Consider the following 15,100-nt stretch of genomic DNA (forward strand, 5'->3'; position numbering starts at 1 on the left):
CGTTTGTGCGGCGCTGGCGGCAGTGGAGCCGCAAGCGCCACAAGCCCCGGGCGCGGCTAACCGCGTCCGGAGACGGCGCGGGAACGCCGCGACAGCGAATCGATGATGACCGCCAGCAGCAGCACCACCCCGGTGATCATGTAGCGCACCGAGGAGTCGAGGTTCAGCAGGGTCAGGCCAGACGAGATCGACTGGATCACCACGATGCCGAGCAGTGCAGAGTACGCCGACCCGCGTCCACCGAACAGGCTCGCCCCGCCGATGACGGCCGCGGCGATCGCGTTCAGGTTGGTGTCACCGCCACCGCTGCCCTGATTCGCCGAGCCGAGTCGGGCCGCCGCGAGCAGCCCGCCGACCACCGCGAACGTGGAGCACAGCACAAACACCGACACGTACACCCGGTTGACGCGGATGCCCGCGCGCCTGGCGGCCTCGACGCTGCCGCCGACCGCGTACACCGAGCGCCCCCACCGGGTCTTGGTGAGGAAGAAGTTCATCACCACGACCAGGATCAGGAACAGCAGGAACATCAGCCCTACGCCGCGGGTCTGATTCAGGTACCAGGCTGCAACGCCGAGCAGCACGACCAGGCCGCCCGCGCGCAGCAGGATCGTGGTCATCGATTGCGCGGACAGTCCGGCGCTGGTGCGCCGGCGGGACTGCACGTAGGCCGTGGCAACGTAGATCAGCGCCGCCAAGACCACCAGCACGTAAGACAGCCAGGCGGGCAGGAACATCTGCTGCGCGAACTGCACGATCCAGGATTCGAACGGGATGTTGATCGAGCCCGTGTCGCCGAGCACCCAGAGCTGCAGACCGAGGAATCCGAGGAGCCCTGCCAACGTGATCACGAAGCTGGGCACACCGAACCGGGTGTACAGGAACCCGTAGAGCAGGCCGATCAGGACGCCGGCGACGAGCGAGGCGAGGATCGAGAGCGGAAGCGGCCAGCCCAACTGCACGAAGGAGACCGCGAGGATGGCCGCCGACAGGCCGCTAACCGACCCGACCGATAGGTCGATCTCGCCGAGCAGCAGCACCAGGACGATGCCGATCGCGATGGTGCCGACCGCCGCGCACTGCAGGGTGAGGTTGACCAGGTTGGTGCTGGACAGGAAGTTGTCGTTCAGCAACTGGAAGACCGCCCAGATGACGATGACGCCGATGATGACCGGCAACGATCCGAGATCGCCGCCCCGCACGCGGGTCATCGTGGCACGGACGCTACCTCGGAACCCAGCGTGCTGAATCAGTCGCTCGTCTTGCAGGTCGGCAGCGACGCTGCTGCCGGTTTCATCCCGCGTCGCGGTCATGGTTGGTCCTCCGTCGGAGTTGAAGCGGGTGGGGGTGTGGTGTCCGCGACATCCGCGGTGTCTGCGATATCCGGCGTGTCGGCGACATCCGCTGCGTCTGACGGCTTCGGCCGACCGGCCGCTCGTCTGGTGACCGCGTTGTCGGTCGCGCCGGTGATGGCGGCGATGATGTCTTCGCTGGTCACCTCCGAGACCCGGAACTCACCGTTGTTGCGACCGAGGCGCAGCACGACCACGCGGTCGGCCACCGCAAGCACGTCGGCCATGTTGTGGCTGATCAGGATGACGCCGAGCCCGCGTTCGCGCAGCCGCTCGATCAGGTTGAGCACCTCCGCGGTCTGGGCGACACCCAGCGCGGCAGTCGGCTCGTCGAGAATCACGACGCGCGGCTCGCCGATCAAGGACCGGGCGATGGCCACGGTCTGTCGCTGGCCGCCGGAGAGGGATGCCACGGGCGTGCGCACCGACGGGATCTTGGCGCTCAACTCGCGCAGCAGCGACCAGGATCGCTTCTCCATATCCACCTCGTTGAGGGTGGCCTGGTGGGTGAGCTCGCGGCCCAGCCACAGGTTCGCCACCACATCGAGGTTGTCGCAGAGGGCGAGGTCCTGGAACACGGTGGCGATCCCCAGTTTGCGGGAGTCCGCCGGGCTGGCGATGTGCACGCGCGACCCGTCGAAGTCGATGGTGCCGGTGTCCTGTGGGTGTACGCCGGCGAGAACTTTGATCAGCGTCGACTTGCCGGCGCCGTTGTCGCCGACGATGGCGACCACTTCACCGGCGTGGACGTCCATCCCGATGTCGCTCAGCGCCTGGACGGCTCCGAAACGCTTGCTGATGCCTTCCAGTGACAGCAGCGGCTCCTGCGCGGATGTGACGTTCACATCCTGGGGTGACAGCATTGTCATCGTCGTGCTCTTCTCATGTGAGGTCGGTGAACGATCGGATGGCCGGGGCCCGTGCGGACGCCCGGCCAACCGTCCGCAGGGTTACTGGATGCCTGCTGCGGCGCAAGCGTCCGCGTACTCAGCGGTGCAGATGTCGTCGACGGTGAAGAACCCGTCAGCGACGACCGTGTCCATGATGTTGTCAACAGTGACGACGACGGGGGTGAGCAGCGTCGTCGGAACACCATCAGTATCGGTGTCTCCTTCCACAGTCTCCCCTTGCGCCAGCTTCACGGCAACCTCCGCAGCCAGTTCGGCCTCCGCCTTAATCGCCTTGTAAACGGTCATGAACTGGTCTCCGGCGACGATGCGCTGGATGCCAGCGAGCTCGGCGTCCTGGCCGGTCACGATCGGCCACGGGGTGACGTTCGCTGCCTTCATGGCCGCGATCGCGCCGCCGGCTGTGCCGTCGTTCGCCGCATAGACCCCGTTGATCTGACCGGCGAACTGCGTCAGCTGACCGGCCACCCACTCCTGCGCCTTATCCGGGCTCCAGTCGGGGGTGTCGAACTCGGCGAGAACCGTGACCCCGCTGTCGTCGATCACGCTGTGCGCGCCCTGCTTGAACTGCGCCGCGTTGCCGTCGGTCGGCGACCCGTTAACCATGATGATGCTGCCGGTGCCGCCCAGCTTCTCGGTGAGCGCTTCGCCCTGGAGTACACCGACCTGCTCGTTGTCGAAGGAGATGTAGTAGGCCAGGTCGCCGCCGGCTACCAGTCGGTCGTACGACACGACGGGAACGCCCTGGCCGCTCGCCTCGTTGACGATGCTGACGGCCGCCTCGGCGTCAACCGGGTCGAGCACGAGCACGTCGACGCCGGATGCGAGGGCGGATTCCGCCTGTTGCTGTTGCTTCGCCGCATCCTGGTCGGCGTTCGAGTACAAAACCTCGAAGTTACCGAGTTCCGCGACCCTGGCCTCGAACAGCGGACGGTCGAATGCCTCGTAGCGCGAGGTCTTGGACTCGGGAAGGAGCAGGCCGATGGTGCCGTCGCTGCCGTCCCCGCCTCCGTCGCCGCCTCCGTCGCCGCCTCCGTCGCCGCCATTGGATGCGCAGGCGGTCAGAGCGCCGGTTGCGAGGAGGGATCCGATCGCAATCGCTGTGAGTGTCTTGGTGCGTCTCATCATTGAGGTGCCCTCTCATCAGGCCGCCCACAGTGGCGGATGATCCTGAGTGTGGCACCCGTGTTCATTGCCGTCAACACTTGAACGCAAGCAGGCGGGCAATCGAAACTCAGGCGTTAGCTTCCGAACGCAAGGCCGGATCTTCGCTCAAGAATGCCACCGGCGGGAGGGCGCTCAACTCAGCCTGTTCGATCGCCAGGGCGAGGCATCCGATCAGCTCAGCCTTCTCGCCGAGCTGGGACTGCACGACGCGCGGCCATCCCGAGTGACCGGCCAACACCGAGCGCTCCAGCGCGTGCCGCAACGGGGCGAGCAGGGTCTCACCGGTCTGGGCGAGCTCGCCGCCGATGATGATCACCTGCGGGTCGAACAGGTTGCTGAGGCTGGCCGCCGCGATGCCGATGTGTCGACCGGCGTCGGCGATCACACGCTGGCTGCTGGCGTCACCCGACTCGGCGCGCTGCAGCAGGTCTTGCAGTCGCCGCATGCCCGGATCCGCGCGGAACAGGTCGAGCAGCGCGGGTCCGGAGGCGAACATGTCGAGGCAGCCACGGCTGCCGCAGCGGCAGATCGGACCGTTCTCGTCGATCGTGATGTGGCCGATCTGGCCGGCCTTGCCGGTCACGCCGCGGAAGATGGTGCCATCGATGATCAGGCCGGCGCTGATCACGTGCCCGGCGCGGATGTAAGCGGCGCCGCGTGCTCCCCGGGCGGCCCCACTGTGCAGTTCGGCGCGCGCGCCGAGGTTCGCCTCACTGTCCACGTACACCGGGCGTTTGATCCGGCTGCGGAAGGCCTCGTCGACGCGGACCCCCTCCCAGCCGCGCATCAGCCCGAGCGTGGAGATCATGCCGGTGGAGGGGTCAATCGGGGCGGGCAGGCCCAAGCCGATGGCGAGCAACTCGTCGCGGGTGGCGCCGAGCGTCTCGAGCATGTCGGTGATGAGCAGGGCGGCGCGGTCCAGTTCGCTGTCGTGGCGGTGGTCGGCGGCGAGCGGAACGTGGTGTTCGGCAACGATGGTGCCCGCGACATCCGCGATCGCCACCCGCAGGTGCCGGGTGGAGAAATGCAGCCCCGCGACCAGCCCGAGCCGGCGGGCCAGCCGCACCTGGGTGGCCCGGCGGCCGCTGCGAGAGGTGATGGCGGTGTGCAGCACACCCGAGCCGGAGAGCTCTTTGACGATGTTGGAGACGGTTGCCGGCGACAGCCCGGTGACCCCGGCAAGCTCCACCTGGGTGAGTCGACCGTGCTGTTTCAGGGCGTCGACAATCCGGGCCCGGTTGGCTTCACGCAGTGAAGTCTGGGAGCCCGGCATCCTGTTGAGGCCCGTCACGAGTGACACCATACACTTTGGCCGACCGGTGACCGGTTCGATGGGGGGTTAGTCTCGACCGATGCCGCCACGGCCATGGAGAGGTTCCACGAATGACTGACGCACCCACCGAATACCGCGATTTCGGCGCCGAGTTTCCGAAGGACTTCGTGATCGGCTCGGCCACGGCGGCGTATCAGGTGGAGGGGGCGACGCAGGAGGACGGACGCGGGCCGTCGATCTGGGACATCTTCAGCCGCACGCCAGGCAAGGTGGAGAACGGTGACACCGGGGATGTCGCGGACGACCACTATCACCGGCTGGAGAGCGACCTCGATCTGATGGGGAAGCTCGGCCTGGAGGCGTACCGGTTCTCGATCGCCTGGCCGCGGATCCAGGCAAACGGTCGAGGCAAGGCCAACGAGAAGGGGCTCGGGTTCTACGAGCGTCTGGTTGACGGGCTGCTGGCCCGCGGCATCCGTCCGATCGCGACGCTGTATCACTGGGATCTGCCCCAGGCGCTGGAAAGCGCGGATGGCTGGGCGAACCGAGACACCGCGTACCGCTTCGCCGAGTACGCGCACATCATGGGGGAGCGGCTCGGTGATCGGGTGCAGGCCTGGACCACGCTGAACGAACCATGGTGCTCGGCGTTCCTCGGCTACGCATCCGGCGTGCACGCGCCGGGTCGCAGGGAGCCGGTGGCCGCATTCACGGCGGTGCATCACCTCAACCTGGCCCACGGGCGCGCGCTGCAGGCGCTGCGGCCGGTGGTGAAGAACGACCCGCAGTTCTCGGTGACCCTGAACTTGCACGTTTTCGAAGGCGACGACGACACGTCGCCGGAGGCGATCCGCCGGTTGGATGCGATCGGCAATCGGGCGTTCACCGGCCCCATGCTTCGCGGTGAGTACCCCGATGACCTGCTGCGCGACACTCGTGCCATCACCGACTGGTCTTTCGTGCGACCGGGCGACCTTGAGCTCATCCATCAGCCGATCGACATACTGGGAGTGAACTACTACACCGCGCGAACCGTGCGCCTGCGGACGGAGCCGACTTTGCGGTCGCGGGTCGAGATGGCAATGTCGGAGTGGCCATCCGCCGAGGACGTGGAGTTCCTCGAGCGTCAGAATCCGCGCACCGCGATGGGCTGGGACATCGTGCCGAGCGGGCTCGAGCACATGCTGGTCTCGCTGCACCAGCAATTCCCCGACCTGCCGCTGATGATCACCGAGAACGGGGCCGCCTTCGACGATGAGGTGCGCAACGGGCGCGTGCACGATGAACGGCGGGTCGACTACCTGGTGCGTCACTTCAGCGCCGCGCATCGGGCGATGCAGCAGGGCGTCGACCTGCGGGGCTACCTGGTCTGGTCGTTGTTTGACAACTTCGAGTGGGCGTACGGCTACTCGCGCCGATTCGGCATCGTGCACGTGGACTACCGCTCGCAGGAGCGCACCGTGAAAGACAGCGGCATGTGGCTGGCCAAGGTGATCGAGACACGACGGATCCCGGCGCCCCGGTAGCGTTGGCGCATGACGCAGAGCGAACGGCGGGCGCGGAAGGTTTCGCGACGCTGGCCGCTGATCAGCGGACTCGTCGCGGTGCTGCTTGTGATCGCCGGCGGAGCGCTGGTCGCCGCCCGAACGTCGAACTTGATCGACGACGAGTGGATGGAGGAAATCCTCGAGCATCGGAACCCGATCTGGGACGTTCCCTCGCTGGTGATGAACTTTCTCGGCGGCGGGCTCTTCGCCGCAATCATCGTGCCGGTTGGCACCATCGTGGCGCTCTGCCTGGTCCGCCGATTCTGGGGGGCGCTGTACTACGGTGTGGCGGCCGGGGTGAGCGTGGCGCTGGTGCAGTTGCTCAAGGAGATCTTTGGCCGAGCCCGACCTCTCGACATGCTGGTGACCTCCGACTACGGTTCATTCCCCTCGGGGCATGTAGCGAACGCGGCGACCATGGCGGTGTCGCTTGGCTTCATTTTCGCGCGCACCTGGGTGTGGTTCGCGGGCGCGGTGTACACCGTGTTGATGCTGCTGAGCCGCACCTATCTGGGTGCCCACTGGCTGAGTGACACGGTGGGTGGGCTGCTGCTCGGGGCCGCGGTCGCGGTGATCGTGTGGGCCCCGTTGGCCGCCAAGCTGCAGCAGGAAGCCGCGGGCCGAAGACACCGGTGACGGGGCTGCGCTCGCGCGGCCACGCGGCCGTGCTCTGGCGCGGCATTCCGACCGTGCTCTGGCGCGGCCATTGCGCCGCCGGTAGCGTCGCGGCATGCGGATACTTCTGGTGGGTGCGGGTGGCGTCGGCGACGCGATTGCCAAGATTGCGGCGCGACGCGACTTCTTCGAGGTGATGGTTGTCAGCGACTACGACCTGGCCCGGGCCGAGCGCACCATCGCCTGGGTTGAGGCTCGCCACGGCGCACAGCACGGCCGCTTCGTGGCGGCGAGGATTGATGCCTCCGACCCTGACAGCGTGGAAGCGGTGGCCCGGGCGCACCAGGCGACCCACGTGGTGAACGCGGTGGAGCCGAAGTTCGTGCCGACCATTTTCGCGGGAGCACTCGCCGCGGACGCCGACTACCTCGACATGGCGATGAGCCTGTCTGAACCGCACCGCACCGATCCGTACGCCCAGACCGGGATCAAGCTGGGCGACGACCAGTTCGAGCAGGCTCCGGACTGGGAAAAGGCCGGCCGGCTCGCGCTGCTCGGGATGGGCGTCGAGCCGGGGCTCAGCGACGTCTTCGCCCGGTACGCGGCCGACCATCTGTTCGGCGAGATCGACGAACTGGGCACGCGGGACGGCGCGAACCTGGTGGTGCGCGATGAGATGGGTGCCGAGATCTTCGCCCCGTCCTTCAGCATCTGGACCACAATCGAGGAGTGCCTGAACCCACCCGTGGTGTGGGAGAAGGACCGCGGCTGGTACACGACACCGCCGTTCTCCGAACCCGAGGTATTCGAGTTTCCGGAGGGCATCGGCCCGGTGGAGTGCGTGAACGTGGAACACGAGGAGGTGCTGCTGATGCCTCGCGTGCTCAACGCGAACCGGGTCACCTTCAAGTACGGCCTCGGTGACGAGTTCATCGGGATCCTGAAGACCCTGCATCAGCTCGGGCTCGACTCCACCACGCCGATCCGAGTGCGCTCGGCGAACGGCCCGGTCGAGGTGGCACCGCGCGACCTGGTCGCCGCCGCGTTGCCTGACCCCGCCACCATCGGCCCGCGGATGACCGGCAAGACCTGTGCCGGCGTCTGGGTGACGGGGCGTGATCCGCAGGGTGAGCCGCGCGAGGTGTACCTCTATCACGTCAGCGACAACGAGTGGACGATGGCCGAGTACGAGGCGCAGTGCGTGGTGTGGCAGACCGCCCTGAACCCGGTGATCGCGCTCGAACTGCTGGCCGGCGGCGTGTGGTCGGGCATCGGAGTGCTCGGCCCGGAGGCGTTCGACGCCGATCCATACCTCGAGCTGATGGCCCGCCCGGTCGCGAACGGCGGCTACGGCCAGCCCTGGGGTATAGAGGACCGGCTGGCGCGGTAATCGCTCGCCTTCGTCGAGCTCAGCCACCGCGGCGGTCGAGCGCCGCATAACTCGCGAGCGCCGTGGGCATTGCCGCGGCGCTCGTGAATTTCCCCGGCGCTCATCGTGTCACGTCGGTAGGGTGAGCCCATGACGGATGCGGCAGCCGCAGTCGAGGCGGCAAAGAAGGCGCTCGAAGAAGCGCAGCAGGCGTTGAAAGCGGCCGAGGATGCGGCTAAGACACCGACGGATGCGGCCACGGCCACGCCAACGGATGCCGCGGTACCTGAGTCGTCCGCGACATCCGGTCCCCTCTCTGCGGAGCAGATCGACACCATCCAAGCCGGTTACGCCTTCGCCGCCCCCGCGCTGGAAATGGGTGCGCTCGTCAATGGCGAACCGCTCGCGGACGTGCCGGTACGTATCCCGATCGCGATGACCAACCGCCACGGTCTGGTCGCCGGTGCCACCGGAACCGGCAAGACCAAGACGCTGCAGGTGCTCGCCGAGCAGCTCAGCGCCAACGGTGTTCCGGTGTTCGCGGCAGATATCAAGGGCGACCTCTCCGGGATCGCGACACCGGGGCAACCCAATCCGAAGCTGACCGCGCGTACCGCCAGCATCGGCCAGGACTGGGCACCGGCCGCGGCCCCGACCGAGTTCTACTCCCTAGGCGGCATCGGCGCCGGCATCCCGATTCGCGCCACGATCTCCAGCTTCGGTCCGCTGCTGCTGAGCAAGGTGCTCGGGCTGAACGAAACACAGGAGTCGAGTCTCGGCCTTGTCTTCCACTACGCCGACCAGGCCGGGCTGCCGCTGCTCGATCTCGCCGACCTCCGCAGCGTGCTCAGCTTCCTCACCAGTGACGACGGCAAGGCCGAGCTGAAGAACCTCGGCGGGCTGTCCAGTGCGACCGTTGGCGTGATCCTGCGCGAGCTGATCACCTTCGCCGACCAGGGCGCCGACGTGTTCTTCGGTGAGCCCGAGATCGACACCGCGCAGTTCCTGCGCACCGCCGCCGACGGCCGCGGCATCGTCAGCCTGCTCGAGGTGCCGAGCGTGCGCGATCAGCCGGCGCTGTTCTCCACCTTTCTGATGTGGCTGCTCGCCGACCTGTTCAACGACCTGCCCGAGGTCGGCGACACCGACAAGCCCAAGCTGGTGTTCTTCTTCGACGAGGCGCACCTGCTGTTCTCGGGCGCCTCGAAGGACTTCATCGCCTCGATCGTGCAGACCGTGCGGCTGATCCGGTCGAAGGGCGTCGGCATCTTCTTCGTCACCCAGACGCCGAAGGACGTGCCGAACGACGTGCTCGCTCAGCTCGGCAGTCGGGTGCAGCACCAACTGCGGGCGCACACTCCGGATGACGCGAAGGCTTTGCGCGCCACCGTGTCGACCTACCCGACCAGCGGGTACGACCTCGGTGAGGTGCTCACGTCGCTCGCGACCGGTGAGGCGATCGTCACGGTGATGAACGAGAAGGGCGCGCCGAGCCCGGTGGCCTGGACGCGGCTGCGGGCGCCGCAAGGCTCGATGGAGCCGACGGATGCCGCGACCATCGCCGCAACCGTGAACGCGAGTCCGCTGCTGGCCGAGTACGGCACGGCGATCGACCGGGAGTCGGCGCGCGAGATCCTCGCGGCGCGGATGAACGCGGCCGCAGAAGCGGATGCCGCGGAGGAAGCCCGGGAGCAGGCCGAGAAGTCGGCGGCCGCCGAGGCTCAAGCGCGGGCGAAGGCGCAGGCCGACTACGAGAAAGCGCAACGCGAATGGGAGCGGGCCGAGAAGCGCACGACATCCCGAACCTCAACGACGCGGCGCACCACCAGCCGTCCGTCGAACCCGGTCGGCGACGTGCTCGGCTCGCAGCTCGGCAAGACGATGGTGCGCGAGGTGCTCCGGGGCATCTTCGGCACCCTGAAGCGGCGGTGACGCCCCCCCGCGCAGGGTCTGGCCGATCGAGCGCGGCGAAAACGGCCGAGCGCGCCAGCCGCGGCGGCAACGGTGGGCCGATTAGGCCGCGCTCGCGGTGAGGAAGGAATGTGGCGGAGAATGGGGGATTCGAACCCCCGAGGGCTTGCACCCAACACGCTTTCCAAGCGTGCGCCATAGGCCACTAGGCGAATTCTCCGGGCGGCCTGCGTACAGGCCTCCCGAAATCTTACAGGCTTTCGAATGGCTGCTTGTACCCAGGCGTGGCATCCACGACTCACTCAGTTGGTGTCGCGGCCAGTGAACTCTCGTAGGGTCGTGTCGCTTGCTGGCGTGCTGTCGTCGACGAGCAGATGGCACCAGGCGTCGGTGAGCGTCTGCAGGCAGATCTCGCGCGGAACCACCCAGCCGACGCGGAACCAGCGGCGCGAGAGGTACTCGAACTGACCGAACGCCAGAATGCAGCGGATTCTGCGGGTGTGCTGCTCGAACCGCCCGGCACGATCGAGGCCGGATTCCATCGCCTCCGCCACGTGCTCGAACCATTTCTCGATGGCGGCGGCTACCTCAGGCTCGCCTGATGCCTGGTCGGCCGCCATCAGGTAGGGGCGGATCACCGGCCACTGGTCGAACTTGCTGTTCAGCCACTGCTCGACCTGGTCGCGGCGCCCCAGCTCGACCACTACATCGAGTGGCGGGTCGTCGATCGCGGTGAGGATCGCGTCAACCTCGGTAATCAGCTCGCTCATCAGCTGCGACTTCGAGGAGAAGTGCAGGTAGAACGTGGTGCGGGTGGTGCCCGCGGTGCCGGCGATGTCGTCGATGGTCGTGGGGGCATAGCCCTTGGACTGGAACAGCTCGAGCGCGGTCTCCATCAGGAGCTTGCGGGTCTGCTGTTTGTGGAGGTCGCGAAGGGTGGCCATGAGGTCAGGGTAGACGAACAGTCGCCGTGCATGCTCAGTTTCGTTACGGTCATTTCACGAGACACTGTGTCGCGTGAATGAGACCGACAGAATAGAACGCCCACGAATGGAGAACATTGTGACGAAGCCCCTGCTGCAGATCATCATCGGCAGCACCCGCCCGGGTCGCGCCGGAGGCGCCGTCGCGGAATGGTTCGCTGAGCGGGCGCGTGACGACGACCGCTTCGAGATCGAGGTCCTCGACCTCGCCGAGGTCGGCCTGCCGCTGATGGACGAACCCCACCACCCGCGTCTGCGCGCCTACCAGCACGAGCACACCAAGGCGTGGAGCGCCACGATCGAGCGGGGGGATGCCTATGTCTTCGTCATCCCGGAGTACAACTACGCGCTGAATGCGGCGACGAAGAACGCCATCGACTACCTGTCCACCGAGTGGGCGCGCAAGGCGCTCGGCATCGTCAGTTACGGCGGAATCTCTGGCGGCCTGCGTGCCGCCCAGATGCTGAAGCAGGTCGGCTCGGCGCTGAAGATGGCGACGCTGCCCGACACCGTGATCATCCCCATGATCGGCGCGCTGCGCGACGAGGACGGCCGGTTCGTCCCCACGCCGATCATCGAAGACTCGGCGACGATCCTGCTCGACCAGCTCGACGAGATGACCGCTGCCCTGCAGCCGCTGCGCGACGGGTTGCTGGCTGCAAAGTCCTGACCGCTGGCCTGCCGACAGAAGCGACCCGCGTAGGCTGGACAGGTGGCAAAACGGATTTTCATCACGTCTGCCGAGGGGCAGACCGGCAAGTCGACTATCGCGCTTGGAGTGCTCGAAGCACTGAGCCGTGAAACCGGGCGGGTGGGGGTGTTCCGCCCGATTGCCCGATCCACAGAGCAACGCGACTACGTGCTCGAGCTCATGCTGTCTCACGACAGCGTCGACTTCGACTACGACGACTGCGTCGGCGTCAGCTACGAACAGGTGCACAGCGACCCGGATGTCGCGCTCGCCGACATCGTCAACCGGTTCGCGTTGATCGAGGAACGCTGTGACGCCGTCGTCATCCTCGGTTCCGACTACACCGACGTCGGCAGCCCCACCGAGCTGGCATTCAACGCCAGGGTCGCCGCGAACCTGGCGGCGCCGGTGCTGCTGGTGCTCGGCGGAAGACGCTCGAACGGCACCGGCGTGCGCACCCCCGAGGAGATGCGCCAGGTGGCCGAGGTCACTGCGGCGGAACTGCGTCACGAGCACGCCGAACTGCTCGCCATCATCGCCAACCGCAGCGACCCGGAGCGTCTTGCCGAGATTGTGACGGCCATCGAGACATCCGTCGACCGCAGCCACGACGGGCCGGTTCCGGTCTGGGCCATCCCCGAAGACCCGGTGCTGGTCGCGCCCACCGTGCGCTCGCTGCTCACCGAGACCGAGTCCGAGCTGCTGTTCGGAGACGAGACCCTGCTCGACCGCGAGGCGATGGGCGTGGTGATCGCCGGCATGTCGATGGAGAACGTGCTGCCGCGGCTGATCGAGAAATCCATCATCGTGATCGCCGGCGACCGGATGGACGCGCTGGTCGGAGCGTTGATGGCGCACACCTCCGGCACCTTCCCGAGCCTGTCCGGCGTCATCCTGAACGGCGGTTTTGCCATCTCACCGCAGATGAGACAGCTGATCACCGGGTCGGGAACCACGCTGCCGATCGCCCGAACCGGTCTCGGCACCTACGAGACCGCCCGCCGCATCACCGAAACCCGCGGCCGGCTGGCCGCGGAATCGCCGCGCAAGTACGCCACCGCGCTGGCGCTGTTCGAGGCGAACGTCGACGAGAAACGGCTGCTCGAGCGGCTGCAACTGACCCGCTCGCACGTGGTCACGCCGCTGATGTTCGAGCACGGGCTGGTCGAGCGGGCCAAGAGCCAGGTGAAGCACATCGTGCTGCCTGAGGGGCTGGATGACCGCATCCTGCACGCCGCCGGCATCCTGCTGCGCCGCGGCACGGTGCGCCTGACCATTCTCGGCGACCCGCAGGCGGTGCGCGCCCGCGCCACCGAACTCGGCATCGAGCTGAACGGTGCAGATATCGTCAGCCCGTTCGACCCCGAGCTTCGGGAACGCTTCGCCGCCGAATACGCGAAACTGCGCGCGCACAAGGGCATCAGTTCCGAGATGGCCGCCGATACCGTGACGGATGTCTCGTACTTCGGCACCATGATGGTGCAACTCGGCCTCGCCGACGGCATGGTGTCCGGCGCCCAGCACACCACGGCGCACACCATCCGGCCGGCGTTCGAGATCATCAAGACCAAGCCGGGTGTGAACGTGGTGTCCAGTGTGTTCCTGATGGCGCTCGCCGATCGGGTGCTGGTGTACGGCGACTGCGCCATCATTCCGGTGCCCACCGCCGAGCAGCTCGCGGACATCGCGATCTCCTCCGCGGAGACCGCCACCCAGTTCGGCATCGAACCGCGGGTGGCGATGCTCAGCTACTCCACCGGCGACTCTGGCTCCGGGGCGGATGTCGACAAGGTGCGGCAGGCCACCGCGCTGGTGCGGGAACGGCGCCCCGACCTGCTGGTGGAGGGCCCGATCCAGTACGACGCCGCAGCCGACCCCACCGTGGCGGCCGCCAAGATGCCCGATTCGAAGGTCGCCGGCCGCGCCACCGTGTTCATCTTTCCCGACCTCAATACGGGCAACAACACCTACAAGGCCGTGCAGCGGAGCGCCGGCGCCGTGGCCATCGGCCCGGTATTGCAGGGCCTCAACAAACCCATCAACGACCTGTCGCGCGGGGCGCTCGTGCGTGACATCGTCAACACGGTCGCGATCACCGCGATCCAAGCACAAGGGGAAACCGCATGACGCAGGTGTTCGTCGTCAACTCAGGATCATCCTCGATCAAGTACCAGCTGGTCGACCTGGAGTCCGGGACAGCCGTCATGGGCGGTCTGATCGAACGGATCGGCGAACCCGGCTCGTTCATCGCCGACCACGTCGAGGGCATGCAGATCGTGCTCGAGGAGCTGGGCGAGGGTCGCGACATCCTGGCGGTCGGCCACCGCGTTGTGCACGGCGGCAGCGCCTTCGCCGTGCCGACGCTGATCGATGACGCGGTCGAAGCCGAGATCGACCGGCTCTCCGAGCTGGCGCCGCTGCACAATCCGGCGAACCTGCTCGGCATCCGTGCCGCCCGCGCCGCGCTGCCCGGCATCCCGCACGTTGCCGTGTTCGACACCGCGTTCCACCAGAGCCTGCTGCCTGCCGCGTACACCTACGCCATCGACGCGGAGCTCGCCCGCACGCACCAGATCCGCCGCTACGGCTTCCACGGCACCTCGCACAAGTTTGTGTCTGAGGAAGCCGCGCGCGTGCTCGGCAAGCCGTACGCCGAGCTGAAGATGATCGTGCTGCACCTCGGCAACGGGGCATCCGTCACCGCCATCGACGGCGGCCAGTCGGTCGACACGTCGATGGGGCTCACCCCGTTGCAGGGGCTGGTGATGGGCACCCGGTCCGGCGACATCGACCCCGCGGTGGTGTTCCACCTGAAGCGGCACGCGGGCCTCGACGTCGACGAGATCGACACCCTGCTGAACCGCAAGAGCGGGCTGCTCGGCCTCACCGGCATGAACGACATGCGCGACGTGCAGGAGGCGGCGCAGCAGGGGAACGCGGATGCCGAGCTGGCCCTGCAGGTCTGGCGGCACCGGATCCGGCACTACATCGGCGCGTACTACGCCCAGCTTGGCGGGCTCGACGCGGTGATCTTCACGGCGGGCATCGGCGAGAACAACGCGCTGCTGCGGCGGCGTGCGCTCGGCGGACTTGCGCACCTCGGCATCCGGGTCGACGACGACCGCAACGAGCTGATGTCGCGCGAGGCCCGCCTGATCTCGCCGGACGGCGCACGGGTCGCGGTGCTAGTGGTGCCGACCAACGAGGAACTGGAGATCGCGCGGCAGACCGCGTCGGTGGTGTGAGGGCAGGTCGGCGCTAGGGGTTGACGCTGCCCGTTTCAC

12 protein-coding genes and 1 tRNA gene are annotated in these 15,100 nt (G+C 67.4%); 7 read left to right on the top strand and 6 right to left on the bottom strand.

The annotated features are described in order from the left end of the window. Window positions 1–56: 56 nt before the first annotated feature. The 4 genes from HCT51_RS01360 to HCT51_RS01375 all read right to left on the bottom strand — a co-directional run bounded on the left by HCT51_RS01360 (window position 57) and on the right by HCT51_RS01375 (window position 4,718). On the bottom strand, window positions 57–1,313 hold the full coding sequence (locus HCT51_RS01360; RefSeq protein ID WP_166875987.1) for a sugar ABC transporter permease: 1,257 nt from the start codon (window positions 1,311–1,313) through the stop codon (window positions 57–59). Beyond that, complete coding sequence (locus tag HCT51_RS01365) at window positions 1,310–2,221, bottom strand: ATP-binding cassette domain-containing protein (protein WP_166875985.1); 912 nt, start codon at window positions 2,219–2,221, stop codon at window positions 1,310–1,312. Before HCT51_RS01365 ends, HCT51_RS01360 begins: the two co-directional genes overlap by 4 nt. Window positions 2,222–2,302: 81 nt before the next feature. Next, window positions 2,303–3,388, bottom strand: a complete 1,086-nt coding sequence (locus HCT51_RS01370; RefSeq protein ID WP_166875982.1) for a sugar ABC transporter substrate-binding protein — start codon at window positions 3,386–3,388, stop codon at window positions 2,303–2,305. A 106-nt stretch (window positions 3,389–3,494) separates the two neighbouring features. Continuing rightward, window positions 3,495–4,718 (bottom strand): ROK family transcriptional regulator, encoded by a 1,224-nt coding sequence (locus HCT51_RS01375; protein ID WP_370626891.1) that lies wholly within the window; start codon window positions 4,716–4,718, stop codon window positions 3,495–3,497. 92 nt (window positions 4,719–4,810) lie between these two features. On the opposite strand from HCT51_RS01375, the gene HCT51_RS01380 reads away from it, so the two are divergent. The 4 genes from HCT51_RS01380 to HCT51_RS01395 all read left to right on the top strand — a co-directional run bounded on the left by HCT51_RS01380 (window position 4,811) and on the right by HCT51_RS01395 (window position 10,163). Continuing rightward, on the top strand, window positions 4,811–6,226 hold the full coding sequence (locus HCT51_RS01380; RefSeq protein ID WP_166875979.1) for a GH1 family beta-glucosidase: 1,416 nt from the start codon (window positions 4,811–4,813) through the stop codon (window positions 6,224–6,226). Window positions 6,227–6,235: 9 nt separating this feature from the next. Further along, the gene (locus HCT51_RS01385) at window positions 6,236–6,883 is read left to right on the top strand and encodes a phosphatase PAP2 family protein (RefSeq protein ID WP_166875975.1); all 648 of its coding nucleotides are present in this window, start codon (window positions 6,236–6,238) and stop codon (window positions 6,881–6,883) included. Window positions 6,884–6,977: 94 nt separating this feature from the next. Next, window positions 6,978–8,252 (top strand): saccharopine dehydrogenase family protein, encoded by a 1,275-nt coding sequence (locus tag HCT51_RS01390; protein ID WP_166875972.1) that lies wholly within the window; start codon window positions 6,978–6,980, stop codon window positions 8,250–8,252. 129 nt (window positions 8,253–8,381) lie between these two features. Beyond that, a complete protein-coding gene (locus HCT51_RS01395; protein ID WP_166875969.1) occupies window positions 8,382–10,163 on the top strand; it encodes a helicase HerA-like domain-containing protein in 1,782 nt (593 codons plus the stop codon). A 111-nt stretch (window positions 10,164–10,274) separates the two neighbouring features. Here the strand turns inward: HCT51_RS01395 and HCT51_RS01400 are convergent. After that, window positions 10,275–10,362 (bottom strand) — tRNA-Ser (locus HCT51_RS01400). 82 nt (window positions 10,363–10,444) lie between these two features. Next, complete coding sequence (locus tag HCT51_RS01405) at window positions 10,445–11,086, bottom strand: TetR/AcrR family transcriptional regulator (RefSeq protein ID WP_166875966.1); 642 nt, start codon at window positions 11,084–11,086, stop codon at window positions 10,445–10,447. A 118-nt stretch (window positions 11,087–11,204) separates the two neighbouring features. On the opposite strand from HCT51_RS01405, the gene HCT51_RS01410 reads away from it, so the two are divergent. Genes HCT51_RS01410 through HCT51_RS01420 form a run of 3 tightly spaced genes read left to right on the top strand, consistent with a single transcriptional unit; the run spans window position 11,205 to window position 15,061 of the window. Continuing rightward, a complete protein-coding gene (locus HCT51_RS01410; RefSeq protein WP_224760610.1) occupies window positions 11,205–11,795 on the top strand; it encodes an NADPH-dependent FMN reductase in 591 nt (196 codons plus the stop codon). Between the two features lie 42 nt (window positions 11,796–11,837). Then, window positions 11,838–13,943 carry a phosphate acetyltransferase gene (gene pta, locus HCT51_RS01415; RefSeq protein ID WP_166875958.1) on the top strand — a complete coding sequence of 702 codons (2,106 nt, stop codon included), beginning with the start codon at window positions 11,838–11,840 and terminating at the stop codon, window positions 13,941–13,943. Next, complete coding sequence (locus HCT51_RS01420) at window positions 13,940–15,061, top strand: acetate/propionate family kinase (RefSeq protein WP_166875955.1); 1,122 nt, start codon at window positions 13,940–13,942, stop codon at window positions 15,059–15,061. The genes pta and HCT51_RS01420 overlap by 4 nt, the downstream gene beginning before the upstream one ends. The last annotated feature ends 39 nt before the right edge of the window (window positions 15,062–15,100 follow it).

It is taken from the genome of Salinibacterium sp. ZJ450, from assembly GCF_011751885.2.
Lineage (GTDB): Bacteria > Actinomycetota > Actinomycetes > Actinomycetales > Microbacteriaceae > Ruicaihuangia.